Source organism: Streptococcus sp. GMD1S, from assembly GCF_000296875.1.
GTDB lineage: Bacteria > Bacillota > Bacilli > Lactobacillales > Streptococcaceae > Streptococcus.
On the sequence record NZ_AJQY01000020.1, the window covers coordinates 1 to 25,183 of the forward strand.

Genomic DNA, 25,183 nt, shown 5'->3' on the forward strand with positions numbered 1-25,183 from the left:
CAATGCGCCAAAATTTTGTCGAGTCAACGCATCACGAGCGAGCAGTCGGGGTACTCGACGAAGCACATATGAGCAAGAAAATGCTTAAAATCAAGAAAAAATTAGTGGCTCTTGAAATGGAACGATGCCAGAAAAAAATTGAGCACAAAGACTGTTCTAAGATTGATCAGAAAATCCAAGAGCAAAAGGAGATTTTTGAATCTTGTTGTAAAAAAGATTAAGGAGGAATTGTGTGGAATTACTCATTTACTTGATTCTATTTTTATTTGTCTTAATCATTTCAACCACGACTAATAAACTTCTCCCTTTTTTGCCCCTTCCTCTTGTACAAATTCTTTTGGGGATTGGGATTGGCTTATTTGTTCCTGATGCGGACTTTCATCTCAATACAGAGCTGTTTCTGGCCATGGTTATTGGTCCCTTACTTTTCCGGGAGGCAGAAGAAGCGGATATTACGTCCATTTTGAAGCACTGGCGGATTGTCGTTTTTCTGATTTTTCCTGTGATTTTTATCTCGACTTTAAGCTTGGGGGGCATGGCTCACTTCCTTTGGATTACCCTTCCTTTGGCGGCCTGTTTAGCAGTTGGAGCGGCACTTGGGCCAACAGATTTGGTTGCCTTCGCATCTCTTTCTGAACGTTTTCGTTTTCCTAAACGGGTTTCTAATATTCTAAAAGGGGAAGGGCTCTTAAATGACGCTTCTGGTTTGGTTGCCTTTCAGATGGCTCTGGCTGCTTGGACAACAGGAACGTTTTCTCTAAGCCAAGCTGGAACTTCCCTAGCACTTTCTATCCTTGGTGGTTTTGTAGTCGGTTTTGTGACGGCTATGGTCAATCGTTTCTTGCATAGTTTTTTGCTGAGTGTACGAGCGATAGATATAGCCAGTGAACTATTGCTAGAGCTAAGTTTGCCACTCATGACCTTTTTCATCGCAGAAGAGTTTCATGTTTCAGGGATTATCGCAGTAGTGGTTGCAGGTATTTTGAAGGCCAGTCGCTTTAAGAAAATTACGCTCCTTGAGGCTCAGGTAGACACCGTGACGGAGACCGTCTGGCACACCGTGACCTTTATGCTAAATGGATCAGTCTTTGTTCTCTTGGGAATGGAGTTAGAGTTGATAGCAGAACCGATTTTGTCTAATTCTCTCTACAATCCCCTTCTTTTACTGATTTCAGTTGTCGTTCTGACCTTCTTGCTTTTTGCGATCCGCTTTGTCATGATTGCTGGTTTTTACTTTGTGAGGACGCGTCGACTTAAGAAAAAAATTCATAAGTACATGAAAGATATGCTTCTTTTGACCTTCTCTGGTGTCAAAGGGACAGTATCTATCGCGACCATTCTCCTCATACCAAGTCATTTGGAGCAGGAATATCCTCTGTTACTCTTCCTTGTAGCAGGCGTTACACTGTTGAGCTTTTTAACAGGTTTACTGGTTCTCCCTCACTTATCTGAAGAACAAGAGGAAAGCAAGGATCATTTGATGCATATTGCGATTTTGAATGATGTGGCTGCAGAATTAGAAAAAGAGCTAGACCATCACAAGAACAAACTTCCTCTTTATGCAGCTATTGATAATTATCATGGTCGGATTGAAAACCTTATCCTTAGTCTGGAAAATAAGAGAGTCCAAGAGGACTGGGAGTCCCTCAAACTTCTTATCTTGAGTATTGAGAGTGACGGTTTGGAGCAAGCCTACGAAGAAAATAGAATCAGCGAGCGTGGCTATCGAGTTTACCAACGTTACCTAAAAAACATGGAGCAGAGTATCAATCGGAATTTCGCTTCTAGAGTGACTTATTACTTCCTAGTTTCTTTACGGATACTGCGCTTTCTACTCCATGAAATGTTTACCTTTGGCAAAACTTTCCGTAGTTGGATGAATGAAGAATCTCGTAAACTACTAGCAGTTGACTATGATCAGATTTCAGAGTTGTATTTGGAAAATACAGAGCTGATTATCGAGAGTTTGGAAAACCTCAAGGGGGTTTACAAGAGTTCTCTGATTAGTTTTATGCAAGAATCTCGTCTACGCGAGACGGCCATTATCGGAAGTGGTGCCTTTGTTGAGCGGGTTATCAATCGCATCAAACCAAACAATATCGATGAAATGCTACGAGGTTACTATCTCGAACGTAAGGCAATCTTTGAATACGAAGAAGCTAAACTGATAACAGCCAAGTATGCCAAAAAACTACGACAAAATGTGAATAATTTAGAAAATTATTCTCTGAAAGAAGCAGCAAATACTTTACCTTATGATATGCTAGATTTAATCAGAAGAACTTAGATGATGAAGAAAATGACGGAGGATGGAACATGAAAAAGTGGTGGAAAGAGCTGATGGACAGGCCCTTATTGAAAGCTTTTTTGCATTATTATCAAGCATCTGATAGTGAGTTGACCAGTGTTGCGGTTGCCTACTATTGGTTGATTTCAATCTTTCCTTTGCTAATGATAATGGTCAATATTTTGCCTTATTTTCAGATTCCAGTCTCAAATTTCTTACTGACGATCAAGGAATTCTTGCCTGATACGGTGTATGATGTGGTTGCCAAGATTGTCCGAGAAGTTCTGACTCAACCATCAACTGGTTTGCTGAGTTTTGCCGTTTTATCTGCACTCTGGACCTTTTCGAAATCAATGGATTTCCTCCAAAAAGCCTTTAACAAAGCCTATGGGGTGACCAAGAGTCGAGGCATTATCTCCCATCAGTTGATGAGTCTACTTGTTAGTTTTGGCTTGCAGATCCTTTTTGCCTTTGCCTTATTTTTGAGTATGTTTGGTCGTATGTTGCTCAACCTCCTCAAAACTTACTGGCAATCAGACAGTCCGCTATTTTCCTACCTGCAAGATTTTACAGGCCCTCTGGTCTATGCCTTGATCTTTGCCATTCTGGTTATGATTTATTACTTCCTTCCAAAAGTAAAAGCACCACGAATCCGCTATGTTTTACCAGGAAGTGTCTTTGTCTTGCTAACTCTTATCTTTTTATTGAATATCTTTTCTGTCTACGTCAATAGTTATGTCAATCATCTGGTTGACGTTCGATTTTTCAGTTCCATTATCGTGGTAGTCATGATGTTCTGGTTTATTCTTATTGCAAAGATTTTGATTATCGGAGCAGTTATCAATGCCAGTGTTCAGAGTTTGAAAGATCCAGAGTTTAGTATGGAATAATTAGAAAAATCCCTATTAGGTTTCCTAATAGGGATTTTCTTAATAGATAAACATGGCATCTCCAAAACTGAAGAAGCGGTAGTGTTCTTGGATGGCATGGTGATAGGCATCTAGGACTAAGTCACGACCGGCAAAGGCAGAAACTAGCATGACAAGAGTTGACTTGGGTAGGTGGAAGTTGGTTGAAAAAGCATCTACAACCTTCCAGTCATAGCCTGGTTTGATAAAGATATTGGTCCAGCCAGAATCAGCCTGGATTTGCCCATTAAACTTGGAACCGATGGTTTCCAGTGTGCGAATCGAAGTGGTTCCGACAGCGATGACACGACCTCCATTTTCCTTAACAGAACGAAGGGTGGCAGCTGCTTCATCAGAAAGTTGGTAGAACTCTGAGTGCATTTCATGTTCGTCCAGATTGTCAACAGAGACAGGTCTAAAGGTTCCGAGTCCGACGTGAAGAGTGAGATAGACCAGATGAACACCTTTGGCTTGGATTTCTGCTAGCAGTTCTTTGGTGAAGTGCAATCCAGCAGTCGGTGCTGCAGCAGAGCCACTCTCTTTAGCGTAGACCGTTTGATAACGTTCACGGTCATCCAATTTTTCATGGATATAAGGTGGCAGTGGCATTTCACCCAGACTTTCCAAGACTTCTAGGAAAATTCCTTGGTATTCAAAGCGGACAATGCGGCCCCCGTGGGTCAATTCTTCCGTAACGACAGCGCTGAGGCGACCATCTCCAAAGCTGACGCGAGTACCGACCTTGAGGCGTTTGGCTGGTTTAGCGAGGACTTCCCACTCATCACCACTAGTATTTTTGAGCAGGAGAAGCTCCACATGACCTCCGGTCTCCTCTTTTTGACCATAGAGGCGGGCAGGGAGAACGCGAGTGTCGTTCATGACAAGGGCATCACCAGGTTCCAGCATGTCGATAATGGAGTGGAAGTGTTTATCCTGCATTTCTCCCGTTTCACGATTAACGATAAGGAGTTTAGACGCATCACGTTTTTCAAGTGGTGTTTGGGCAATCAATTCCTCAGGTAAGTGGAAATCAAAATCAGCTGTATTCATTTTTCATTATTCTTTCTAAGTTCTAATCCTATCCATTATAACATGTTTCAAGTTTAGACGCTCTTTTTTTAGAAATTAAATCGTTTTCACTTGACAAAAATTGGTCTATACCATATAATGAATATAGAAACATGGAGGATATAAAATGAAAGTTATAAAAGTTGAGAATCAAGTCGAGGGTGGAAAAGTAGCTTTTGAGATTTTGAAGGAAAAATTGGCCAATGGTGCTCAAACATTAGGACTTGCGACAGGAAGCAGTCCACTTGAATTTTACAAGGAAATCGTTGAGAGTGACCTTGATTTTTCAAATCTAACCAGTGTGAACCTTGATGAGTATGTAGGGCTTGATGGGGACAATCCACAATCTTATCGTTACTTCATGCAGGAAAACTTGTTCAACCAAAAACCATTTAAAGAAAGCTTCTTGCCACGTGGTGTTAAGGATAATGCTGAAGAAGAAGTAGAACGCTATAATCAAATTTTGGCTGACCATCCTGTTGATTTACAAATCTTGGGAATTGGTCGCAATGGACATATCGGCTTTAACGAGCCTGGTACTCCATTTGACAGTCAAACGCATCTAGTAGAACTTGACCAGTCTACTATCGAAGCCAATGCTCGCTTCTTTGACAAGATTGAAGACGTTCCAACCCAAGCTATCTCAATGGGGATTAAAAACATCTTGGATGCCAAGTCAATTATTCTCTTTGCTTACGGTGAATCAAAAGCAGAAGCTATTGCCGGAACAGTGTCTGGACCAGTGACTGAGAGTCTACCAGCAAGTAGTCTACAAAACCACCCTGACGTGACGATTATCGCAGATGCAGAAGCGCTAAGCTTACTTGAAAAATAAATTCAGAATCACTTGCTCATTGGAGTGAGTGTTTTTAGACATATAAAACTGCAACATGACGTTAGGAGGATAACATGAATAAAGAAGAATTTCTAAAAGTAAAAGAAGCATATAAGAGCGCTAGAACGGAAGAGAGAAAAAAAATAATAAAATTCATTACAAAGAAGAAAGATAAGGAAGGGAATTCTCTTTTTACTAAGTCAAAAGATAAACCATATAACACAAGAAATCAATATTCAGGAGGTATGGGGAATAAAAAGTACACCTCGGGTAGTAGATTATCTAGACCATATGATTTATCAAATCATATGTGGATTGATTTGTCTTATAAAGGAAATGATATATTAATCTCTTTACAGTCTTTTGATATTGATCCAAATAAAAATAAAAATAAAACTAATAATCTTCATGTCTTATATGATCGGATAGGTATTATGTTTGAAAAAGACGGCAACATTTTGTTGCCAGATAATAAATCTGAGGTCAGTGATGCCTTTCTTAAAATGGAAACAACAAACTGGGAACTACCTTTATCTGAAGCAGAGATGGAGGAGATGGTGGACTATATTATTAGTCATTATGAAAAATAAAAAACTTAGTTTTCTCTTGACATTTATTCATTTTGCGTGTAAAATAGAATAGATCTTGAACTTGAAGGGAGTGAAAAAAATGTCTAAAACAGTAGTACGTAAGAATGAATCTCTTGACGATGCACTTCGTCGTTTTAAACGTGCGGTTACTAAAGCTGGTACTCTTCAAGAAACACGCAAACGTGAATTCTATGAAAAACCTTCTGTAAAACGTAAACGTAAATCAGAAGCAGCTCGTAAACGTAAAAAATTCTAATTTGAAATGAAAGGCTAGAGAAATCTAGTCTTTTTATTTTTAAATAAATACTGTAAATCCTGCAAAAAAAGGAAACTTCCACCTACAATCTGATATAATAGTAGGGAGAACTCGATTGAAGGAGGAAATTATGTCGGTTTTAGTAAGAGATGTCATTGAAAAACTCAGACTAGATATTGTCTATGGTGAAGGCGAATTACTTGAAAAAGAAATCAATACTGCAGACATTATGAGACCTGGTCTTGAAATGACGGGCTATTTTGATTACTATACACCAGAACGGATTCAGCTTTTAGGGATGAAGGAGTGGTCCTATTTAGTTGCCATGCCTGCCCAGAACCGTTATCAAGTTTTGAAGAAAATGTTTCTACCTGAAACACCTGCGGTTATCGTGGCTCGTGGTCTGGTAGTGCCAGAGGAAATGTTGAGGGCTGCTAGAGAATGCAAGATTGCGATTTTAACCAGTCGAACAGCAACCAGTCGTTTATCTGGAGAACTTTCTAGCTACCTTGATTCCCGTTTGGCTAAACGTACCAGTGTGCATGGTGTCTTGATGGATATCTATGGCATGGGTGTCTTGATCCAAGGGGATAGTGGTATCGGTAAGAGCGAGACAGGTCTTGAGCTTGTGAAGCGTGGACACCGTCTAGTAGCAGACGATCGTGTAGATATTTATTCTAAGGATGAGATGACTCTTTGGGGCGAACCTGCTGAAATCTTGAAGCATTTACTTGAGATTCGTGGCGTTGGGATTATCGATATCATGAGTCTCTATGGTGCAAGTGCTGTAAAAGATTCTTCACAAGTTCAGTTAGCGGTTTATCTAGAAAATTACGATACGCATAAGACCTTTGACCGTCTAGGAAACAATGCTGAAGAACTAGAAGTTTCTGGTGTAACGATTCCACGTATCCGCATTCCAGTAAAAACAGGACGAAATATCTCCGTTGTTATTGAGGCGGCTGCCATGAACTACCGTGCCAAAGAAATGGGCTTTGATGCGACACGTTTATTTGAAGAACGCTTGACAAATCTAATCGCTCAAAATGAGGTGAAACATGATTAATCCAGTCGCATTTGAAATTGGTCCCTTTGCTATTCGTTGGTATGCTTTGTGTATTGTAGCTGGTTTGGTTCTGGCAGTCTATCTTGCTATGAAAGAAGCTCCTAAAAAGAAAATTCTGTCAGATGATATTTTAGATTTTATCCTGATTGCTTTTCCGGTAGCTATTTTAGGTGCTAGACTATACTACGTACTCTTTCGCTTAGATTATTATCTGCAAAATCCAGGTGAAATCATCGCCATCTGGAATGGTGGTTTGGCCATTTACGGAGGTTTGATAGCGGGCGCTATTGTTCTTTATATCTTTGCAGATAGAAAGCTGATTAATACTTGGGATTTCTTAGATATTGCAGCACCGAGCGTCATGGTTGCCCAGAGTTTAGGGCGTTGGGGAAACTTCTTTAACCAAGAAGCCTACGGTGCAGCAGTAGATAGTTTGGATTATTTGCCAGGCTTTATCCGTGACCAGATGTACATTGAGGGGAGCTATCGTCAACCAACCTTCTTATATGAGTCGGTTTGGAATCTGATCGGTTTTGCTTTGATCTTGATTTTTAGACGAAAATTAAAGGGAATCAGACGTGGTCATATCACTGCTTTCTACTTGATTTGGTATGGCTTTGGACGTATGATCATCGAAGGTATGCGGACAGACAGCCTCATGTTCTTTGGCCTGCGAGTTTCCCAATGGTTATCAGTTGTCCTTATCGGACTCGGTATTTTTATCATACTTTATCAAAATCGAAAGAAAGCCCCTTTCTATCAGAATGAGGAGGAAAAATAAATGTTAGAAGTTGCATATATTCTTGTTGCGATTGCTTTGATTGTCTGTTTAGTCTATTTGACAATTACGATTCAAAAAGCAGGTCGTATGATTGATGAGACAGAGAAAACCATCAAAACGTTGAGCTCAGATGTGAACGTTACCTTGCATCAGACCAATGAATTGTTGGCTAAGGTCAATGTGTTAGCAGACGATATCAATATCAAAGTTGCGACGATCGACCCACTCTTTACGGCGGTGGCGGACTTATCTGAGTCAGTATCTGACCTCAATAGTCAAGCGCGTGTCTTGAGCAAGAAAGCTTCATCAGCTGGTTCAAAGACCATTAAAACAGGTGCAGGCTTGTCCGCTCTTCGTGTCGCAAGTAAATTTTTCAAAAAATAAAAAAGGAGAAATCTTATGGGAAAACTATCCTCTATCCTTTTAGGAACTGTTTCAGGTGTAGCTCTTGCTTTGTTTTTGACGAGTGACAAGGGTAAGCAAGTTTGTAGTCAAGCTCAGGATTTTCTAGATGATTTGAGAGAAGATCCAGAATATGCTAGAGAGCAAGTCTGTGAGAAATTGACAGAAGTGAAGGAACAGGCAACGGATTTTGTGCTGAAAACAAAGGAACAAGTAGAATCTGGTGAAATCACTTTTGATAGTGTCCTTGACCAAGCTAAAAGCTGTGCTCGACAAGCGACAGAAGCGTCAAAGGAAACCTTTAACAATCTCAAGGAGCAGTGGCAAGAACAGTCAACAACTCCAGATATCGTAGAAGACGAAGAAGAGATTATTATTGATATTACAGAAGAATAAAACATCACCATCTCTGGTTCTGGAGATGGTGATTTTTATCTGGAAACCAGTCTTTGTGGTATAATAAATACTATGCAGAAAAAACCAACGTCAGCCTATGTGCATATTCCCTTTTGCACACAGATTTGTTATTATTGTGACTTTTCAAAAGTTTTTATTAAAAATCAACCAGTAGATAGTTACTTGAAGCATCTACTAGAGGAGTTTCGTTCTTATGATATCCAAAAGTTGCGAACTCTCTACATTGGAGGTGGGACGCCAACAGCTTTGTCAGCTCCGCAATTAGAAGTGCTACTGGATGGTTTGACTAAAAATCTAGACTTGTCAGCCTTAGAAGAGTTGACCATTGAGGCCAATCCAGGCGATTTGGACGCAGATAAGATTGCAGTTTTGAAACAGTCGCCAGTCAATCGTGTTTCACTAGGCGTGCAAACCTTTGATAACAAAATGCTGAAAAAGATTGGGCGCAGTCATTTGGAGAAGGATATTTATGAAAATATCGACCGCCTCAAACTGGCTGGCTTTGACAATATCTCCATCGATCTAATCTACGCTCTACCTGGTCAAACTATGGCTCAGGTCAAGGACAATGTAGCTAAGGCTATCTCGCTTGATATTCCTCATATGAGCCTTTATAGCTTGATTTTGGAAAACCATACGGTCTTTATGAACCGCATGCGACGTGGGAAATTGCCCCTGCCCAAGGAGGAACTGGAAGCGGAGATGTTTGAGTACATCATCGCAGAACTGGAGCGAGCTGGTTTTGAGCATTATGAGATTTCGAATTTCTCCAAGCCTGGCTTTGAAAGTCGCCACAATCTCATGTACTGGGATAATGCCGAGTATTATGGTATCGGTGCGGGTGCTTCAGGTTATGTGGACGGAATTCGTTATAAAAACCACGGTCCTATCCGCCACTATCTCAATGCAGTAGAGACAGGAGATGCTCGGATAACAGAAGAACACCTGACTCAAAAGGAGCAGATGGAAGAAGAAATGTTCCTAGGCCTCCGGAAAAAATCTGGGGTTTCTATGGCGCGATTTGAGGAGAAATTCGGACGATCCTTTGATGGACTTTATGGCGAAATCATCAGAGACTTGGTTCAACAAGGACTTATGCAGATCGACGGTGATCGTGTCCGAATGACAAAGAGGGGTCTCTTCTTGGGAGACACTGTAGCAGAACGATTTATTTTGGAGTAGAACAATGGGCTTAACTTATCAAATGAAAATGAAAATTCCTTTTGATATGGCGGACATGAACGGTCATATTAAACTTCCAGATGTGATTTTGCTGTCCTTGCAAGTATCAGGTATGCAATCGATTGAGCTGGGAGTTAGCGACAAGGATGTGTTAGAACGCTACAATCTGGTCTGGATTATTACAGACTATGCGATTGACGTGGTACGCTTGCCTCGCTTTGCTGAGGAGATTACGATTGAAACAGAAGCGTTGACTTACAATCGTCTTTTTTGCTACCGCCGTTTCACTATCTATGATGAAGCAGGTCAAGAAATCATTCGCATGGTAGCAACCTTTGTTCTTATGGACAGAGACAGTCGTAAAGTCCATGCTGTCGAACCGGAGATTGTTGCTCCTTATCAGTCTGAGTTTGATAAAAAACTGATCCGTGGGCCAAAGTATGCAAATCTAGAAAACCCGTTCAGTAAAGACTACCATGTTCGTTTTTACGACTTGGATATGAATGGTCATGTTAATAACAGTAAATACTTGGATTGGATTTTTGAGGTTATGGGAGCAGATTTTTTGACCAAGTATATTCCAAAGAAAATCAATCTCAGATATGTCAAAGAAGTGCGACCAGGTGGAATGATTGCTTCAGCTTATGAACTCAAGGGACTAGAAAGCAAGCATGAGATTATCAGTGATGGGGAGATCAATGCTCAAGCTATGATTACGTGGCAAGAAATTGAAGGCAATTAGAAAGGACGATATGGCTTATAAAGGTTATTTAATTGATTTAGACGGAACCATTTACAAGGGGAAAGACCGAATTCCCGCGGGTGAGGCTTTTGTCCATGAGTTACAAAAAAGAGAAATTCCCTACCTCTTTGTGACCAATAATACAACTCGTACTCCTGAGAGTGTTCAAGAGATGTTGGCTCAGAATTTTAACATTAATACACCTCTATCAACTGTCTACACAGCGACTTTGGCAACCATCGACTATATGAACGACTTGGGACTGGAAAAGACAGTCTATGTCATTGGTGAAGCAGGGCTCAAGGATGCTATCCAGGCGGCAGGTTATGCGGAAGACAAGGAAAATCCTGCCTATGTGGTAGTTGGACTGGACTGGCAAGTCGACTATGAAAAATTTGCGACGGCGACTCTAGCCATTCAAAAGGGGGCTCACTTTATCGGAACCAATCCTGACCTCAATATCCCGACGGAACGTGGTCTCTTGCCTGGTGCTGGTTCACTAATTACACTTCTTGAAGTCGCTACACGGGTAAAACCAGTTTATATCGGAAAACCAAATGCTATCATTATGGATAAGGCAGTTGAGCACTTAGGCTTGAAAAGAGAAGAGTTGCTCATGGTTGGGGATAACTACCTGACAGATATCCGAGCAGGAATTGACAATGGCATTCCAACTCTCTTGGTGACGACAGGTTTTACCAAGGCAGAAGAAGTAGCAGATCTGCCAATCGCACCAACTCATGTAGTTTCTAGCCTTGCGGAGTGGAATTTTGATGAAAACTAAACTGACCTTTTGGGGAAGTATGCTCTTTTTCCTCTCCCTTTCTATCCTACTGACCATTTATCTGGCATGGATTTTCTATCCTTTGGAAATTGAGTGGCTGAACTTAGCGAATCGAGTCTATCTAAAGCCCGAAACCATTCAGTACAATTTTCATATCTTAATGAATTACCTGACCAATCCCTTTAGTCAGGTCTTAGAGATGCCAGATTTTCGTTCATCAGCTGCAGGTTTACACCATTTTGCGGTGGTGAAAAATCTCTTCCACTTGGTTCAGCTAGTCACTTTGGTGACACTTCCAAGTTTCTATTTCTTTGTTAGAAAGATTGTGAAAAAAGGATTTCTACCTCTATATCGTAAAAGTATTCTGACTTTAGTGCTATTGCCTCTAGTCATTGGCCTTGTAGGAGTGTTAATTGGTTTTGAGCAATTCTTTACTCTTTTCCATCAGATTCTCTTTGTGGGAGATGATACCTGGCTTTTTGATCCAGCAAAGGATCCCGTTATTTGGATTTTGCCAGAGACTTTCTTTCTCCATGCCTTTTTACTTTTCTTTGCTTTGTATGAAGGAATGTTTGGTTTCCTTCTTGCTAAAGCTTCAAGGAAATAGTGGAAAAAATTCTGTATTTTTAATAAAAAACGAGAGAAGTTGCTCGACTCCCTATTTATTGTTAGGTTATCCTAAAGATAAACTTGCAAAGCAGGAGATTTTTGCAGAAAACAGTCTATTTTCTATGAAAAAATAGGCTTTTTTTCTAAAAATACCTAGTCAAGCGCTTTATTTTTTTGTATAATAGAAATAGCAAGTATAGATAAAAGAAGAGAAAAGCATGATTACACTATTTTTATCACCGAGTTGTACATCATGTCGTAAGGCAAAGGCTTGGTTAGAGACGCATAAAGTGCCCTTTCAAGAGCATAATATTATGACTAGTCCTTTAACAAGAAAAGAATTACAACATATTCTTTCCTTGACCGAAAATGGTACTGATGACATCATTTCAACTCGTTCAAAAATTTTTCAAAAATTGGATATTGATGTAGAGAGTATCTCAGTATCGGAGTTGCTTCAGTTGATTGAGCAATATCCTAGTCTTTTGCGTCGCCCAATTATTATAGATACAAAACGCATGCAGATCGGTTTTAATGAAGATGAGATTCGTGCTTTTCTCCCTCGTAGTTACCGTAAACAAGAATTGAAAGAAGCAACATTGAGAGCTGGTATAGGATAGATGAACAAACAGTATAGTTACCCACTAGATTTGTCGTGGAGCACTGAAGAACTTGCTTCAGTGCTTTCTTTTTTTAATGATGTTGAAGCTGCCTATGAAGACAAGGTAGAAGCTAAAAAACTGCTAGATTCCTACAAGAAATTTAAGTCTGTGGTTCCGAGCAAAAGCGAAGAAAAACGCTTAGGTCGCGAATTTGAGACAGCGAGCGGTTATTCCTTCTATCATGCAGTTCAATTAGCAAAAGAAAAAAGAGAAGGGAAGATTTCTCTTGGAAACTAAATTTGAATTTGCCAAACAGATTGTGCAGGAAGCTGCAGATTACATTTTGGCCCACATGCAAGAAGATTTGCAGGTCGAGCGAAAATCTTCACCTACCGACTTGGTGACGCGTTTGGATAAGGAAGTTCAGGATCTCTTGGTTGGTAGAATTTTAGCATCTTATCCAGAAGACTTGATTTGCGCGGAAGAGGGCTGTTTGCGTACGGCAGTCGGCCAGGGGAATGTTTGGGTGATTGATCCCATTGATGGTACCAATAACTTTGTCGCCCAGAAGGAAGATTTTGCCGTGATGTTGGCCTACTTTGAGAATGGGGTTGGGAAATTCGGTATCATTTATGATGTCATGAAAGGGGATTGTTACCATGGTGGTGGTGCCTTTCCTCCTTTTCGCAATAATGAGCCCTTACCGCCTTTTAAAAAGAAACCTCTTCAAGAATTTTTAGTTGCCGGTAACTCAGGTATGTTTGAAAGCAATGAGTGGGGCTTGGCGGATTTGGGTCGAGCAGCGTTGGGAGTCCGTGTCTATGGCAGTGCGGCTATTAGTTTTGCCAAGGTTTTATGTGGTCGTCTTCTGACTTATATTACCAACCTGCAACCATGGGATTACGCTGCGGCCAGTATCTTAGGGGAAAGTCTGGGTTATCGCCTTCTTACGGTATCGGGTGAGCCCGCTGATTTTAAAACGCGTCAGCCTGTCATGATGGTGCCAATCGAGATGCAAGAAGAGATTCAGTCTTATATCTACGAAAGGAAAGAAAACTAAATGCAATTTCCAGAAGGATTTGTTGAAAAATATGAAGCGATACTAGAAGATGAGGCAAGAGACTTTCTTGCCTCTTTTAAACAAGAAGCGGTTTCGGCTTTTCGGGTCAATCCCTTAAAAGAAAGTCAGTTATCGTTTGCTGATGCTATTCCCAATACACCTTGGGGGTATTATGGCAAGGTCTCAGGGAAGTCACCAGAGCACGCGACAGGTCTCGTTTATTCTCAAGAGCCTGCAGCCCAAATGGTGGCTCAGGTAGCTCAACCAAGTCCTGGTATGAAGGTCTTGGACTTGGCGGCGGCTCCAGGTGGAAAATCCACTCAACTAGCAGCTTATCTGGCTAATCAGGGAGTCCTTGTCTCCAACGAAATTTCAAGCAAGCGTGCTAAGATTTTAGTGGAAAATATGGAGCGATTTGGAGCGACAAACGTTGTTGTGACTAATGAATCTGCTGACCGATTGGCCAAGGTTTTTAAAGGTTACTTTGATGTGATTGTCCTTGATGCACCTTGCTCGGGTGAAGGGATGTTTCGTAAGCAGCCCGATGCCATGGATTATTGGAGTACCGATTATCCTAGCCAATGTGCTAGTCTTCAAAGAGAAATTTTAGAAGATGCAGTGACCATGCTTGCAGAAGGTGGCCGTTTGGTCTATTCTACCTGTACTTGGGCACCTGAAGAAAATGAAGAAATCGTCCACTGGTTACTGGATACTTATGATTTTGAACTGCTTCCAGTCGAGCATGTGAACGGTATGGTAGCAGGAATTAACCTTCCTGAAACGGCGCGGATGTATCCTCATCATTTCAAGGGAGAAGGCCAGTTTGTTGCCCACCTGCAGTTTAAGGGACAAAATCCCGCACCTAAATTCAAAGCTAGCAAAAGCAATCTCAGTCGGGAACAGCAGAACTTGTGGCATGATTTTGTTCAAAAATACTTGCGAGTCAATCTAACTGGTATCTTGCAAACTTTTGGAGACCAGCTCTATCTCTTGCCAGAGATGCTACCTAATCTAGGGAAACTCAAAATTGCCCGAAATGGGCTCCATCTGGGTACTTTTAAGAAGAAACGCTTCGAACCAAGCTTTGCTCTCGGATTAGCCTTGAAACCAAGCCAAGTAAAACAAAGTGTCGAAATCAATGATAAGGACTTTGTAAAATATGTGGCTGGTGAGACTGTTCAATTGTCTGAAGCTCGACCAAATGGTTGGTACCAAGTTCTGGTTCAAGGAAACGGATTAGGCTTTGCCAAGGTAACGGGAAATGTTTTGAAAAATTATTATCCAAAAGGACTCAGATTCAGGTGAAAAAGCTAGTCAAAGAGCCTATTCTATGTTATAGTGGAAGTATGAGTTTTTTCTGATAGTCTTTCATTATTACTTATATTATACGATGGAATTGTCCGCTCCTAAGAATGACTAGATAAAATAAAGCGGGACAATCATTGATGATAATTAGATGATCAGGACAAACGGAAGAAATCAGAACATTTATCATTATGTTCAAGGAGAATAACAGTGAAAAAAAGAAAAAAGCTCGTCATGTCTCTTGCAGCTCTTTTGATGGCAGGTTCTCTAGCAGGATGCGCTAGCTGGATTGATCGTGGAGAATCCATGACAGCCGTTGGTTCAACTGCTCTTCAGCCTCTTGTCGAAGCGGCAGCAGATGAATTTGGTTCTAGAAACATCGGAAAAACAGTCAATGTTCAAGGTGGAGGATCGGGTACAGGCCTATCTCAAGTCCAGTCTGGAGCAGTTGACATCGGGAACTCTGACGTCTTTGCAGAGGAAAAAGAAGGAATCGATGCTTCAGCTCTGGTAGACCACAAGGTTGCAGTGGCTGGTCTTGCAGTGATTGTAAACAAGGAAGTGGATGTAGAAAATCTCACAACCGAGCAACTTCGCAAAATCTTTACAGGTGAAGTGACCAACTGGAAAGAAGTTGGGGGCAAAGACCTGGCCATTTCAATCATCAACCGAGCAGCAAGTTCTGGTTCACGAGCGACGTTTGATACGGTGGTTATGAATGGCCAAGCGGCAATGCAGAGTCAAGAACAGGATTCTAACGGGATGGTCAAGTCCATTGTATCCCAAACCCCTGGAGCCATTTCTTACCTGGCTTTTGCCTATGTAGATGACTCCGTGAAAAGCATGAAACTGAATGGGTATGAACCTACATCTGAGAATGTAACGACCAACAACTGGCCTTTGTGGTCTTATGAACATATGTACACACTTGGTCAGCCAAATGAGTTAGCTGCTGAATTCCTGAATTTCGTCCTCTCAGATGAAGCCCAAAATGGAATTGTTAAGGGCATGGGCTATATCTCTATCAATGAAATGAAAGTCCAAAAGGATGCTTCAGGTACCGTTACAGCAGTAGAAGGAGGTCAATAATGAATCAAGAAGAATTATCAAAAAAATTACTCTCTCCTTCAAAGAACTCTCGCCTTGAGAAGTTTGGTAAAGGTTTGACCTTCACTTGCCTTTCTTTGATTGTTATCATTGTGGCCATGATTTTGATTTTTGTAGCCCAAAAAGGCTTATCGACCTTCTTTGTCAATGGGGTCAACATCTTTGATTTCCTTTTTGGACAAACTTGGAATCCTTCAGGGAAACAATTTGGTGCCCTTCCGATGATTTTGGGCTCCTTTATTGTGACGATTTTATCAGCCCTCATCGCAACTCCCTTCGCTATTGGTGCTGCAGTCTTTATGACAGAAGTCTCACCAAAGGGTGCAAAAATTTTGCAACCAGCCATTGAACTCCTCGTCGGTATTCCTTCAGTAGTCTATGGATTTATCGGTTTGCAAGTTGTGGTGCCTTTTGTCCGTGGCGTCTTTGGTGGAACTGGTTTTGGGATCTTGTCAGGGATTTTCGTTCTCTTTGTCATGATCCTACCAACTGTAACCTTTATGACAACAGACAGCTTGCGTGCTGTTCCTCGTCATTACCGTGAAGCTAGTTTAGCTATGGGAGCCACTCGTTGGCAAACCATCTGGCGTGTGACCTTGAAAGCAGCACGTTCAGGTATTTTCACTGCAGTGGTCTTTGGGATGGCGCGTGCCTTCGGTGAAGCCCTTGCTATTCAGATGGTTGTCGGAAACTCAGCAGTTATCCCAACCTCGTTAACAACACCAGCTGCGACCTTGACATCTGTATTGACTATGGGTATAGGAAATACCGTCATGGGAACGGTTGATAATAACGTTCTCTGGTCACTGGCCTTGGTATTGCTCTTGATGAGTTTGGCCTTTAACAGTGTGATTAAATTGATTACGAAAGAAAGAGGAAAGAAAAACTATGCACGCTAAGAAATTAGATAAACTTGCAACAGCTGTCCTCTATACCATCGCGGGTATCATCGTTGCCATCTTGGCATCCTTGATTCTCTATATCTTGGTGAGAGGGTTACCGCATATCTCTTGGTCTTTCTTGACTGGGAAATCCTCCTCTTATCAAGCAGGTGGGGGTATCGGAATTCAGCTCTACAATTCCTTCTTCCTTTTGGTCATTACCTTGATCATTTCTGTTCCGCTATCTATGGGTGCTGGTGTTTTCCTCGCTGAGTATGCCAAAAAAGGACCTGTGACTAATTTTATTCGTACCTGTATTGAGATTTTGTCTTCTCTACCATCAGTCGTTGTGGGTCTCTTTGGTTACTTGATCTTTGTAGTCCAGTTTGAGTATGGATTTTCAATCATTTCAGGTGCCTTGGCCTTGACAGTCTTTAACCTTCCTCAGATGACTCGAAATGTTGAGGACAGTTTAAAACACGTTCACCATACACAACGTGAGGCTGGTCTGGCCCTTGGAATTTCTCGTTGGGAGACTGTGGTCCATGTCGTCATTCCAGAAGCCCTTCCAGGTATCGTAACGGGTGTTGTCTTGGCATCTGGCCGTATCTTTGGTGAGGCCGCCGCTCTTATCTATACGGCAGGACAATCCGCTCCAGCCCTTGACTGGTCTAACTGGAATGTCCTCAGTGTTACCAGCCCTATCTCAATCTTCCGACAAGCAGAAACCCTAGCTGTCCACATCTGGAAGGTCAACAGTGAAGGAACCATTCCTGATGCTACCATTGTATCTGCTGGTTCTGCCGCCGTGCTCCTCATCTTTATCTTGATTTTTAACTTTGGAGCTCGCAAACTCGGAAGCTATTTACACAAGAAATTAACCGCTGCCTAAAGGAGAAGCCATGTCAAAATATAACTGGGATGAAAAGCATATCATCACTTTCCCTGAAGAAAAAGTGGCCCTCTCTACTAAGGATTTACATGTTTACTATGGTAAAAATGAATCCATCAAGGGCATCGATATGCAATTTGAAAAAAATAAAATTACAGCCTTGATTGGTCCTTCTGGATCTGGGAAATCTACCTATCTTCGCAGTCTCAATCGGATGAATGATACCATTGATATTGCCAAGGTCACAGGTCAAATCCTCTACCGAGGGATTGACGTCAACCGTCCAGAAATCAATGTCTATGAGATGCGCAAGCATATCGGAATGGTCTTCCAACGTCCAAATCCATTTGCTAAGTCTATTTACCGCAACATCACTTTTGCTCATGAACGTGCAGGTGTTAAGGACAAGAAAGTACTTGATGAAATTGTAGAAACCTCTCTAAGACAGGCTGCCCTTTGGGATCAGGTCAAAGATGACCTTCACAAATCAGCCTTGATGCTTTCTGGAGGTCAGCAGCAACGTCTCTGTATCGCTCGTGCCATCTCTGTCAAGCCAGATATCCTCTTGATGGATGAACCTGCTTCAGCCTTGGATCCGATTGCGACAGCCCAGCTGGAAGAAACCATGTTGGAATTGAAGAAGGACTTTACCATCATCATCGTTACCCACAGTATGCAACAGGCTGCGCGTGCAAGTGACTACACAGGATTTTTCTACTTGGGTGATTTGATTGAGTACGATAAGACATCCAATATTTTCCAAAATGCTAAGTTACAGTCAACCAATGACTATGTAACGGGACACTTTGGTTAGAAAGGAAACGGTATGTCAGAAGCGATTTTACAGGTGTCAGACCTGTCCGTTTATTACAATAAAAAGAAGGCCTTGAATAGTGTTTCCCTTTCTTTCCAACCTAAGGAAATAACGGCCTTGATTGGTCCTTCTGGATCAGGAAAGTCCACCCTGCTCAAAGCCATCAACCGCATGGGCGATCTAAATCCTGAGGTGACAACAACTGGATCAGTGGTCTATAATGGTCACAATATCTACAGCCCCCGTACCGATACGGTTGAATTGCGTAAGGAAATTGGTATGGTCTTTCAACAGCCCAATCCCTTCCCTATGTCTATCTACGAAAATGTTGTCTATGGCCTACGTATCAATGGGGTTAAGGATAAACATGTTTTGGATGAAGCAGTAGAAAAAGCCTTGCAACGTGCTTCTATCTGGGATGAAGTAAAGGATCGTTTGCATGATTCGGCCATTGGTCTCTCTGGTGGACAACAACAACGTGTTTGTGTTGCTCGTGTCCTAGCAACCAGTCCCAAAATTATCCTCTTAGATGAACCAACTTCAGCTTTGGATCCTATTTCTGCAGGTAAGATTGAGGAAACCTTGTATGGTCTGAAAGATAAATACACCATGCTCTTGGTAACGCGTTCGATGCAACAAGCCTCACGTATCTCTGATAAAACAGGATTTTTCCTAGATGGGGATTTGATCGAGTTTAATGATACGAAGAAGATGTTCCTAGAGCCACAAAACAAGGAAACAGAAGATTATATTACAGGAAAATTTGGATAAGGAGTTGAATGATGTTACGATCTCAATTTGAAGAAGATTTGGAGAAATTGCACAACCAGTTCTATGCTATGGGACAAGAAGTGCTCTCACAGATCAATCGTACAGTGCGTGCCTTTGTTACGCATGACCGTGATTTGGCAAAAGAAGTCATCGAAGACGATGCAGAAGTAAATGAATATGAAGTGAAGTTGGAAAAGAAATCATTTGAAATGATCGCCCTCCAACAACCTGTTTCGCAAGACCTTCGTACCGTCTTGACCGTTCTCAAGGCAGTGTCAGACGTGGAACGCATGGGAGATCATGCAGTGTCTATCGCTGAGGCGACCATTCGTATGAAGGGGGAGCAACGTATCCCTTCTGTTGAAGAAGAAATCAAAAAGATGGGACGCGACGTGAAAAATTTCGTCGAAGCAGCCCTAGATCTCTATCTCAACGGTTCTGTGGATCAAGCCTACGAAGTAGCGGCGATGGATGAAAAAATCAACCATTACTTTGATAGCATCCGAGATTTGGCAACAGAAGAAATTAGGAAAAATCCTGAAGCTATAGTTACAGGCCGTGATTACTTCCAAGTCATTTCTTTCTTGGAACGTATTGGAGACTACGCAAAAAATATCTGTGAATGGGTTGTTTACTTTGAAACAGGTAAGATTGTCGAATTATAAGAAACGGTTTAAATATACAGAAGAAAAGGCTGATTAAAATAAATCAGTCTTCTTTTTTATGAAAAGAATTGTTTTACAATCAAAATCTCTAAAAGGGTTGACAACTATTTTTAAAAGAGTTATAATTATTCAGAATTAACAGAAAGGTCGTTTATTTATGAAGTTTAAGAAATGGATATTAGTTGTGTGTAGTATGCTTGCCAGCATGATTTTAGTAGCTTGCCAGTCAGGAACGGATAGTTCCCAGTCTGCTGTGGATGCTATCAAACAAAAAGGGAAGCTAGTTGTGGCGACTAGCCCAGACTATGCGCCGTTTGAATTCCAAGCCTTGGTAGATGGTAAAAACCAAGTGGTTGGTGCAGATATTGATATGGCTCAAGCAATTGCAGACGAGCTTGGGGTTAAACTTGAAATCTCTAGCATGAGTTTTGACAATGTCTTGACCAGTCTTCAAACTGGAAAGGCTGACTTGGCCATAGCAGGAATTAGTGCTACAGATGAGAGAAAGGAAGTCTTTGACTTTTCAATCCCTTACTATGAAAATAAGATGAGTTTCTTGGTTAGAAAAGCCGATTTAGACAAATACAAGGATCTTACAAGCCTCGCAAGTGCCAATATCGCAGCTCAAAAGGGAACTGTGCCAGAAACCATGGTCAAGGAACAATTGCCAAATGCCCAGTTGACATCCTTGACCAATATGGGGGAAGCCGTCAATGAATTGCAGGCTGGAAAAGTGGATGCTGTTCATCTGGATGAACCAGTTGCTCTTAGCTACGCAGGTAAAAACTCAGATCTTGTCGTTGCATCTGTTAACTTGACGATGAAAGATGGCGAAGCCAATGCCGTTGCTATCAAGAAGGATCAGTCAGACTTGAAAGCAGTAGTAGATAAGGTTATCCAAAAACTGAAAGATGACGGAACCTATCAAAACTATCTTGAAAAGGCAGCGAAACTAACAGAAGTTGAACAATAAGAAAAAGCAGAGTTGGACTTTAATCCAATTCTGCTTTTATGTATTCTAATAGCTCTTCTAGATTTTCAAGAGTGACTTTGGCGAACTGATAAGGACAGGCGTCCAAATAAGCCTTCTCAAAAAAGTCTAATTTGAGTGAGCTGTGTTTCAAACTGGCAATCTTAGGATAGTGTCTCAAATCAAGCAAAAGACCATCGTGTAGAGGATAGTGGGGCAAGGGACAGGTGTTTTCTTCAAGCACTTTCTTTATCTGAGCCTGATAGTTCTCTTGAAGGGTCAATCTAGCCAGTCGATTTTTTTCAAATAACTGACTATCGATGTAAAGAGAAAGAGCCTTTTGCATGATGAGATTGCTGTCATAGTCCAGGATATTTTTATAGGAAACAAAGGCCTCTTTTAGGGCATTTGGGAGAATGAGAGCGGTAATACGAAGGGCTGGAAAGAGACTGGTTGAGAAGGATTTGATATAAATGACCCGATCCTCAGTATCTAGATAGTGGAAGGTTTGTCCCTTTTTAGAGTCTAGGTCACCTAGATAATCATCCTCGACGATATATACACCATACTGGTTTGCTAGATCCAGAATGGCCCTTTTTTCCTGATCAGAATAGGAATGACCTAGGGGATAGTGGAAGCGAGGGATGGTATAGAAAAACTTGATTTTCCCAGATTTAAACTGTTCTTCCAGTTCTTCAAGGTCAATGCCATCAATTCGGCGTTCAATGGTCAGGTAGGCTAATCCCTGAGCGACCAAGAGGCGGTTCATCCGGTGGTAGGTCGGCTGTTCGACCAAAATCTCAGCTCCCTCGCTCGGAAAGTTAATCTGAGAAAGGATAAAAAGAGCTTGCTGGGTGCCAGAAGTTAGAACCAATTGGTCGGGTTTGCAGTAGAGGGCTTGGTCAAAGAGGAGTTGATGGACAGATTGTCTCAGTTCCTCAAGGCCTTCTTGGTTGTCATAGTAGTTGAATAGGTAGTTTTCTCGGCCTATCAGGGTTTCGTTGACACAGAGTCGGAAGTCGTCATAGGCACTGGCATGTTCGTCAGTGACTTCGATTTCCAAGTCTTGGTGCTGTCCTTGTTCCAGAACATAGTAGCCACTTTGGGGTTTGGCATAGAGGTATTGTTCATGGCGTAATTCCAGCAGGGCTCGTTGGATAGTGTCCTTGCTACAGTGGAAGTCTTGGCTCAGTTGACGGATAGAGGGAAGCCGGCTACCTGTTGGGAATTTTCCTGATTCGATACCCTTTTTTAGAAAGGAAACGACTGCTTGGTATTTACTTTCTTTCTTCATTCCAGACCTCCGTTGATTTTGTTACATTGTACCTTTTTTTTGCCTCCTTTGCAATGGGAAAAGCATTTCTCCCTTTCACAACTAGGAGCAAATGTGGTATACTTAGAAAGTATGATGATTCAATGAAAAGAAGATAAGAAAGAGAATGGATAGAAAAGTGCAGGAACCGGTAAAATTATTTCAATACAATACTCTAGGTGCCCTAATGGCAGGTCTCTATGGTGGAACCATGACAGTGGGAGAATTGCTGGAACATGGTGACCTTGGTTTGGGAACCCTTGATTCGATTGATGGGGAGTTAATTGTCCTTGATGGCAAGGCTTATCAAGCAAAGGGATCTGGTCAAACGCCTGAAATCGTTGAAGTGGCAGCGGATGCTCTAATTCCCTATGCAGCAGTAGTTCCTCATCAGGCAGAAGTGATTTTTCGTCAGCGCTTTGAAATGACGGACAAGGAATTGGAAAAGCGAATTGAGTCCTACTATGATGGGGAAAACCTTTTTCGTTCCATCAAGATTCATGGCGAATTTTCACAAATGCACGTGCGGATGATTCCTAAATCCACACCTGATACCAAATTTGCTGATGTAGCGACTCACCAACCTGAATATAGCCGTGAAAATGTATCGGGAACCATTGTTGGATTTTGGACACCAGAGATTTTCCATGGAGTGAGTGTTGCAGGCTACCATTTGCATTTTATCTCAGATGATTTGACCTTTGGTGGGCATGTGATGGACTTTGTTATAAAAGAAGGAATGATTGAGGTTGGGGCAGTCGACCAGTTGGACCAACGTTTTCCAGTCCAAGATCGCCAGTATTTATTCGCCAAATTTAACGTTGACGAGATGAAGAAAGATATTGATAAGTCAGAATAGGAGAAAAAGATGACAGTACATATTATCCTTACCATGATCGCTTTGGTTCTCATTCTAGTAAGTGGAACTTGGTATGCCAAAAAACGGTTTAAAATCTCTCTTGCAGTGATGGGCTTGGGGGCAATCGCATTTTTTGTTTCTTCTCAAGTGTTAGAGAAGATGGTTCATCTTCTGATACTCCATCCGCAAAAAGATGGAACCATTCCGCTTATGCAGGAGCAGCCTTTCTTATACGTCCTTTATGGGATCGCTATGGCAGCCCTCTTTGAAGAGACGGCTCGTCTTATCTTTTTTAAATGGTTGGAGAAAAAGAGAAAGCTAGAAGATCGAGATGCTTTGGCTTATGGTTTGGGACATGGGGGCTTAGAAATGCTCTATCTCGGAATGGGAAGCTTGATCAGTCTTTTGATTCTCTTTTCACTCATCCAGTCTTCAAATACTGATGTAGCTAATCTCCTTCCAAAGTCTACACTCGAAACGGTTCAGTCTCTTTCTGTATGGCAGGTTTATTTACTAGGAGTTGAACGTGTGCTTGCTCTGGTTCTCCAAATTGGTCTTTCCATCTGGGTCTATCAAAGTGTCCGTCAAAAGAAATGGATCTACCTCCTTGCTGCCTATGGTTTGCATGCCTTGTTTGACTTGGCTCCAGCCTTATCTCAAGTGGGATGGATTGCAAATCCGCTTCTAGTTGAGTTTGTTCTTCTCGTAGAACTTTTAGTCTTTATCTGGCTGACAAAATCTACATTTTGGAAAAAATCATAAAAAGAGGGGTGACCTCTTTTTTTATGTAAAGATAAAACAAGCTCTTTTTATGGTCGTCAAATGTCTCTAAAAATGGTATAATGGAATGAATTTTGAAAAAGGAAGAGTGACATGTCAGTAAAAGAAAAAATGCTTGAAATCCTAGAAGGAATCGATATTCGTTTTAAGGAACCCTTGAAGACCTATACCTATACCAAGGTAGGAGGTCGAGCGGATTATTTAGTTTTGCCACGCAATCGCTATGAGATGGCCCGTGTCGTCCAATTTGCCAATCAAGAGAATATTCCTTGGATGGTGCTAGGAAATGCCAGCAATATCATCGTTCGTGAAGGTGGAATCCGTGGTTTTGTCATCTTGTGCGATAAGCTCAATAACGTTTCGGTTGATGGCTATACCATCGAAGCAGAAGCTGGGGCAAACTTGATCGAAACGACACGTATTGCCCTTCGTCATAGTTTGACTGGTTTTGAGTTTGCTTGTGGGATTCCAGGGAGCGTCGGTGGAGCTGTCTTTATGAATGCGGGTGCCTATGGAGGAGAGATTGCTCATATCTTGCAGTCTTGTCAAATTTTGACTAAGGAAGGGGAAATCGAGACCTTGTCAGTCAAGGACTTGGCTTTTGGCTACCGTCATTCAGCTATTCAGGATTCTGGGGCTGTTGTTTTGTCAGCTAAATTTGCCCTAGCTCCTGGAAATCACCAGGTCATCAAGCAAGAGATGGACCGCTTGACGCACCTACGTGAACTCAAACAACCTCTAGAATACCCATCTTGTGGTTCAGTCTTTAAGCGTCCAGTTGGGCATTTTGCAGGTCAGTTGATCTCAGAGGCTGGATTGAAAGGCTATCGTATCGGTGGTGTGGAAGTATCTGAAAAGCATGCCGGTTTCATGATCAATGTTGCTGACGGAACGGCCAAAGACTACGAAGACTTGATCCAATCTGTTATCGAAAAAGTCAAGGAACACTCAGGTGTCACTCTTGAAAGAGAAGTCCGAATCTTGGGTGAGAAGGAATAAGGTTAGGGTAGAAAAGTTGCTGCTATAATCATTATAAAGGGGGTGAAAGCCTATCGTTAGTGAAGATGTATGTAGGCAGTTCAATCTCCTACACGAGGTAGTAGCGGCCTGACAGAGCCCTGATCTGTTAATTTATGAAAAAGAAGGAATTTATGACAATTGAAAAAACCAATTATTGAATTCAAAAACGTCTCTAAAGTTTTTGAAGACAGCAACACCAAGGTTCTCAAAGACATCAA

Annotated in this window: 29 protein-coding genes and 2 pseudogenes; 29 read left to right on the top strand and 2 right to left on the bottom strand. The window is 41.6% G+C overall.

Translation table 11 applies throughout. From position 1 onward, the window contains the following. The first annotated feature begins 2 nt into the window (after positions 1 to 2). The 3 genes from GMD1S_RS04105 to GMD1S_RS04115 are packed head-to-tail and all read left to right on the top strand — an operon-like array spanning position 3 to position 3,177. The gene (locus GMD1S_RS04105; RefSeq protein WP_001249599.1) at positions 3 to 221 is read left to right on the top strand and encodes a hypothetical protein; all 219 of its coding nucleotides are present in this window, start codon (positions 3 to 5) and stop codon (positions 219 to 221) included. Positions 222 to 232: 11 nt separating this feature from the next. After that, on the top strand, positions 233 to 2,287 hold the full coding sequence (locus GMD1S_RS04110) for a cation:proton antiporter (protein ID WP_000421607.1): 2,055 nt from the start codon (positions 233 to 235) through the stop codon (positions 2,285 to 2,287). Between the two features lie 29 nt (positions 2,288 to 2,316). Beyond that, on the top strand, positions 2,317 to 3,177 hold the full coding sequence (locus GMD1S_RS04115; RefSeq protein WP_000759516.1) for a YihY/virulence factor BrkB family protein: 861 nt from the start codon (positions 2,317 to 2,319) through the stop codon (positions 3,175 to 3,177). 39 nt (positions 3,178 to 3,216) lie between these two features. On the opposite strand, the gene queA is transcribed toward GMD1S_RS04115, so the two are convergent. Continuing rightward, positions 3,217 to 4,245 (bottom strand): tRNA preQ1(34) S-adenosylmethionine ribosyltransferase-isomerase QueA, encoded by a 1,029-nt coding sequence (gene queA, locus GMD1S_RS04120; protein ID WP_001090143.1) that lies wholly within the window; start codon positions 4,243 to 4,245, stop codon positions 3,217 to 3,219. 145 nt (positions 4,246 to 4,390) lie between these two features. Between queA and GMD1S_RS04125 the strand changes: the two genes are divergently transcribed. From GMD1S_RS04125 to GMD1S_RS04230, 22 genes and pseudogenes are all read left to right on the top strand, one after another. Further along, entirely contained in the window at positions 4,391 to 5,098 is a 708-nt protein-coding gene (locus GMD1S_RS04125) for a glucosamine-6-phosphate deaminase (protein ID WP_000864609.1), read from the top strand. A gap of 74 nt (positions 5,099 to 5,172) precedes the next feature. Then, positions 5,173 to 5,688 carry a hypothetical protein gene (locus GMD1S_RS04130; protein ID WP_001030875.1) on the top strand — a complete coding sequence of 172 codons (516 nt, stop codon included), beginning with the start codon at positions 5,173 to 5,175 and terminating at the stop codon, positions 5,686 to 5,688. A gap of 79 nt (positions 5,689 to 5,767) precedes the next feature. Then, a complete protein-coding gene (gene rpsU, locus GMD1S_RS04135; protein ID WP_000048054.1) occupies positions 5,768 to 5,944 on the top strand; it encodes a 30S ribosomal protein S21 in 177 nt (58 codons plus the stop codon). Positions 5,945 to 6,074: 130 nt separating this feature from the next. Next, positions 6,075 to 7,010, top strand: coding sequence for an HPr(Ser) kinase/phosphatase (hprK, locus tag GMD1S_RS04140; RefSeq protein WP_000115190.1), 936 nt, complete (start codon positions 6,075 to 6,077; stop codon positions 7,008 to 7,010). Next, positions 7,003 to 7,791: a prolipoprotein diacylglyceryl transferase gene (gene lgt, locus GMD1S_RS04145; protein WP_000609712.1), complete on the top strand. Its 789-nt coding sequence runs from the start codon at positions 7,003 to 7,005 to the stop codon at positions 7,789 to 7,791. Before hprK ends, lgt begins: the two co-directional genes overlap by 8 nt. Then, positions 7,792 to 8,218: pseudogene (locus tag GMD1S_RS04150) on the top strand (DUF948 domain-containing protein). Further along, on the top strand, positions 8,191 to 8,589 hold the full coding sequence (locus tag GMD1S_RS04155) for a YtxH domain-containing protein (protein WP_000517402.1): 399 nt from the start codon (positions 8,191 to 8,193) through the stop codon (positions 8,587 to 8,589). The pseudogene GMD1S_RS04150 and the gene GMD1S_RS04155 overlap by 28 nt, the downstream one beginning before the upstream one ends. A 72-nt stretch (positions 8,590 to 8,661) precedes the next feature. Continuing rightward, positions 8,662 to 9,792 carry a radical SAM family heme chaperone HemW gene (gene hemW, locus GMD1S_RS04160; RefSeq protein WP_001170102.1) on the top strand — a complete coding sequence of 377 codons (1,131 nt, stop codon included), beginning with the start codon at positions 8,662 to 8,664 and terminating at the stop codon, positions 9,790 to 9,792. Positions 9,793 to 9,796: 4 nt separating this feature from the next. Continuing rightward, positions 9,797 to 10,534 (top strand): acyl-[acyl-carrier-protein] thioesterase, encoded by a 738-nt coding sequence (locus GMD1S_RS04165; RefSeq protein WP_000524799.1) that lies wholly within the window; start codon positions 9,797 to 9,799, stop codon positions 10,532 to 10,534. Positions 10,535 to 10,544: 10 nt separating this feature from the next. Next, complete coding sequence (locus GMD1S_RS04170; RefSeq protein ID WP_000323533.1) at positions 10,545 to 11,318, top strand: TIGR01457 family HAD-type hydrolase; 774 nt, start codon at positions 10,545 to 10,547, stop codon at positions 11,316 to 11,318. Further along, on the top strand, positions 11,308 to 11,925 hold the full coding sequence (locus GMD1S_RS04175) for a TIGR01906 family membrane protein (RefSeq protein WP_000850605.1): 618 nt from the start codon (positions 11,308 to 11,310) through the stop codon (positions 11,923 to 11,925). Before GMD1S_RS04170 ends, GMD1S_RS04175 begins: the two co-directional genes overlap by 11 nt. Positions 11,926 to 12,145: 220 nt before the next feature. Next, positions 12,146 to 12,547 (top strand): Spx/MgsR family RNA polymerase-binding regulatory protein, encoded by a 402-nt coding sequence (locus GMD1S_RS04180; protein ID WP_000631261.1) that lies wholly within the window; start codon positions 12,146 to 12,148, stop codon positions 12,545 to 12,547. Then, positions 12,548 to 12,826: a UPF0223 family protein gene (locus tag GMD1S_RS04185; protein ID WP_001041963.1), complete on the top strand. Its 279-nt coding sequence runs from the start codon at positions 12,548 to 12,550 to the stop codon at positions 12,824 to 12,826. Beyond that, positions 12,816 to 13,589, top strand: coding sequence for an inositol monophosphatase family protein (locus GMD1S_RS04190; RefSeq protein WP_000448243.1), 774 nt, complete (start codon positions 12,816 to 12,818; stop codon positions 13,587 to 13,589). The genes GMD1S_RS04185 and GMD1S_RS04190 overlap by 11 nt, the downstream gene beginning before the upstream one ends. Further along, positions 13,590 to 14,894 (top strand): RsmF rRNA methyltransferase first C-terminal domain-containing protein, encoded by a 1,305-nt coding sequence (locus GMD1S_RS04195; RefSeq protein WP_001160238.1) that lies wholly within the window; start codon positions 13,590 to 13,592, stop codon positions 14,892 to 14,894. Between the two features lie 210 nt (positions 14,895 to 15,104). Further along, positions 15,105 to 15,983, top strand: coding sequence for a phosphate ABC transporter substrate-binding protein PstS (locus GMD1S_RS04200; RefSeq protein ID WP_000746360.1), 879 nt, complete (start codon positions 15,105 to 15,107; stop codon positions 15,981 to 15,983). Next, positions 15,983 to 16,900, top strand: coding sequence for a phosphate ABC transporter permease subunit PstC (gene pstC / locus GMD1S_RS04205; RefSeq protein ID WP_001070948.1), 918 nt, complete (start codon positions 15,983 to 15,985; stop codon positions 16,898 to 16,900). The genes GMD1S_RS04200 and pstC overlap by 1 nt, the downstream gene beginning before the upstream one ends. Beyond that, a complete protein-coding gene (pstA, locus tag GMD1S_RS04210; RefSeq protein WP_000543051.1) occupies positions 16,890 to 17,774 on the top strand; it encodes a phosphate ABC transporter permease PstA in 885 nt (294 codons plus the stop codon). Before pstC ends, pstA begins: the two co-directional genes overlap by 11 nt. A 10-nt stretch (positions 17,775 to 17,784) precedes the next feature. Then, on the top strand, positions 17,785 to 18,588 hold the full coding sequence (gene pstB / locus GMD1S_RS04215) for a phosphate ABC transporter ATP-binding protein PstB (RefSeq protein WP_000049851.1): 804 nt from the start codon (positions 17,785 to 17,787) through the stop codon (positions 18,586 to 18,588). Positions 18,589 to 18,600: 12 nt separating this feature from the next. Continuing rightward, a complete protein-coding gene (gene pstB / locus GMD1S_RS04220) occupies positions 18,601 to 19,359 on the top strand; it encodes a phosphate ABC transporter ATP-binding protein PstB (protein WP_001287328.1) in 759 nt (252 codons plus the stop codon). A gap of 11 nt (positions 19,360 to 19,370) precedes the next feature. Further along, a complete protein-coding gene (phoU, locus tag GMD1S_RS04225) occupies positions 19,371 to 20,024 on the top strand; it encodes a phosphate signaling complex protein PhoU (protein WP_000946469.1) in 654 nt (217 codons plus the stop codon). A gap of 157 nt (positions 20,025 to 20,181) precedes the next feature. Next, complete coding sequence (locus GMD1S_RS04230) at positions 20,182 to 20,997, top strand: ABC transporter substrate-binding protein (protein WP_008278412.1); 816 nt, start codon at positions 20,182 to 20,184, stop codon at positions 20,995 to 20,997. Between the two features lie 19 nt (positions 20,998 to 21,016). On the opposite strand, the gene GMD1S_RS04235 is transcribed toward GMD1S_RS04230, so the two are convergent. Then, positions 21,017 to 22,288: an aminotransferase-like domain-containing protein gene (locus GMD1S_RS04235; RefSeq protein ID WP_000712263.1), complete on the bottom strand. Its 1,272-nt coding sequence runs from the start codon at positions 22,286 to 22,288 to the stop codon at positions 21,017 to 21,019. A 145-nt stretch (positions 22,289 to 22,433) separates the two neighbouring features. Here GMD1S_RS04235 and budA point away from each other — a divergent pair, with 145 nt between their 5' ends. The 4 genes and pseudogenes from budA to GMD1S_RS11670 all read left to right on the top strand — a co-directional run. Next, positions 22,434 to 23,165 carry an acetolactate decarboxylase gene (gene budA / locus GMD1S_RS04240; RefSeq protein ID WP_000375405.1) on the top strand — a complete coding sequence of 244 codons (732 nt, stop codon included), beginning with the start codon at positions 22,434 to 22,436 and terminating at the stop codon, positions 23,163 to 23,165. Positions 23,166 to 23,174: 9 nt separating this feature from the next. Then, on the top strand, positions 23,175 to 23,927 hold the full coding sequence (locus GMD1S_RS04245; RefSeq protein WP_000215878.1) for a YhfC family intramembrane metalloprotease: 753 nt from the start codon (positions 23,175 to 23,177) through the stop codon (positions 23,925 to 23,927). A gap of 111 nt (positions 23,928 to 24,038) precedes the next feature. Next, positions 24,039 to 24,944 (top strand): UDP-N-acetylmuramate dehydrogenase, encoded by a 906-nt coding sequence (gene murB / locus GMD1S_RS04250; protein WP_000111595.1) that lies wholly within the window; start codon positions 24,039 to 24,041, stop codon positions 24,942 to 24,944. A gap of 159 nt (positions 24,945 to 25,103) precedes the next feature. Then, a pseudogene (locus GMD1S_RS11670) lies at positions 25,104 to 25,183 on the top strand (ABC transporter ATP-binding protein); the annotation flags it as partial.

Excerpts from the sequence above, each read along its gene's own strand:
- pstB (WP_001287328.1), top strand. The coding sequence starts at position 18,601 with ATGTCAGAAGCGATTTTACAGGTGTCAGACCTGTCCGTTTATTACAAT.
- GMD1S_RS04130 (WP_001030875.1), top strand. The coding sequence starts at position 5,173 with ATGAATAAAGAAGAATTTCTAAAAGTAAAAGAAGCATATAAGAGCGCT.
- queA (WP_001090143.1), bottom strand. The coding sequence starts at position 4,245 with ATGAATACAGCTGATTTTGATTTCCACTTACCTGAGGAATTGATTGCC.
- hemW (WP_001170102.1), top strand. The coding sequence starts at position 8,662 with ATGCAGAAAAAACCAACGTCAGCCTATGTGCATATTCCCTTTTGCACA.
- murB (WP_000111595.1), top strand. The coding sequence starts at position 24,039 with ATGTCAGTAAAAGAAAAAATGCTTGAAATCCTAGAAGGAATCGATATT.
- pstC (WP_001070948.1), top strand. The coding sequence starts at position 15,983 with ATGAATCAAGAAGAATTATCAAAAAAATTACTCTCTCCTTCAAAGAAC.
- GMD1S_RS04105 (WP_001249599.1), top strand. The coding sequence starts at position 3 with ATGCGCCAAAATTTTGTCGAGTCAACGCATCACGAGCGAGCAGTCGGG.
- GMD1S_RS04155 (WP_000517402.1), top strand. The coding sequence starts at position 8,191 with ATGGGAAAACTATCCTCTATCCTTTTAGGAACTGTTTCAGGTGTAGCT.
- pstA (WP_000543051.1), top strand. The coding sequence starts at position 16,890 with ATGCACGCTAAGAAATTAGATAAACTTGCAACAGCTGTCCTCTATACC.
- GMD1S_RS04115 (WP_000759516.1), top strand. The coding sequence starts at position 2,317 with ATGAAAAAGTGGTGGAAAGAGCTGATGGACAGGCCCTTATTGAAAGCT.
- GMD1S_RS04180 (WP_000631261.1), top strand. The coding sequence starts at position 12,146 with ATGATTACACTATTTTTATCACCGAGTTGTACATCATGTCGTAAGGCA.
- GMD1S_RS04170 (WP_000323533.1), top strand. The coding sequence starts at position 10,545 with ATGGCTTATAAAGGTTATTTAATTGATTTAGACGGAACCATTTACAAG.
- hprK (WP_000115190.1), top strand. The coding sequence starts at position 6,075 with ATGTCGGTTTTAGTAAGAGATGTCATTGAAAAACTCAGACTAGATATT.
- GMD1S_RS04245 (WP_000215878.1), top strand. The coding sequence starts at position 23,175 with ATGACAGTACATATTATCCTTACCATGATCGCTTTGGTTCTCATTCTA.
- lgt (WP_000609712.1), top strand. The coding sequence starts at position 7,003 with ATGATTAATCCAGTCGCATTTGAAATTGGTCCCTTTGCTATTCGTTGG.
- GMD1S_RS04125 (WP_000864609.1), top strand. The coding sequence starts at position 4,391 with ATGAAAGTTATAAAAGTTGAGAATCAAGTCGAGGGTGGAAAAGTAGCT.
- GMD1S_RS04185 (WP_001041963.1), top strand. The coding sequence starts at position 12,548 with ATGAACAAACAGTATAGTTACCCACTAGATTTGTCGTGGAGCACTGAA.
- GMD1S_RS04195 (WP_001160238.1), top strand. The coding sequence starts at position 13,590 with ATGCAATTTCCAGAAGGATTTGTTGAAAAATATGAAGCGATACTAGAA.
- rpsU (WP_000048054.1), top strand. The coding sequence starts at position 5,768 with ATGTCTAAAACAGTAGTACGTAAGAATGAATCTCTTGACGATGCACTT.
- GMD1S_RS04165 (WP_000524799.1), top strand. The coding sequence starts at position 9,797 with ATGGGCTTAACTTATCAAATGAAAATGAAAATTCCTTTTGATATGGCG.
- GMD1S_RS04235 (WP_000712263.1), bottom strand. The coding sequence starts at position 22,288 with ATGAAGAAAGAAAGTAAATACCAAGCAGTCGTTTCCTTTCTAAAAAAG.
- pstB (WP_000049851.1), top strand. The coding sequence starts at position 17,785 with ATGTCAAAATATAACTGGGATGAAAAGCATATCATCACTTTCCCTGAA.
- GMD1S_RS04230 (WP_008278412.1), top strand. The coding sequence starts at position 20,182 with ATGAAGTTTAAGAAATGGATATTAGTTGTGTGTAGTATGCTTGCCAGC.
- budA (WP_000375405.1), top strand. The coding sequence starts at position 22,434 with ATGGATAGAAAAGTGCAGGAACCGGTAAAATTATTTCAATACAATACT.
- phoU (WP_000946469.1), top strand. The coding sequence starts at position 19,371 with ATGTTACGATCTCAATTTGAAGAAGATTTGGAGAAATTGCACAACCAG.
- GMD1S_RS04175 (WP_000850605.1), top strand. The coding sequence starts at position 11,308 with ATGAAAACTAAACTGACCTTTTGGGGAAGTATGCTCTTTTTCCTCTCC.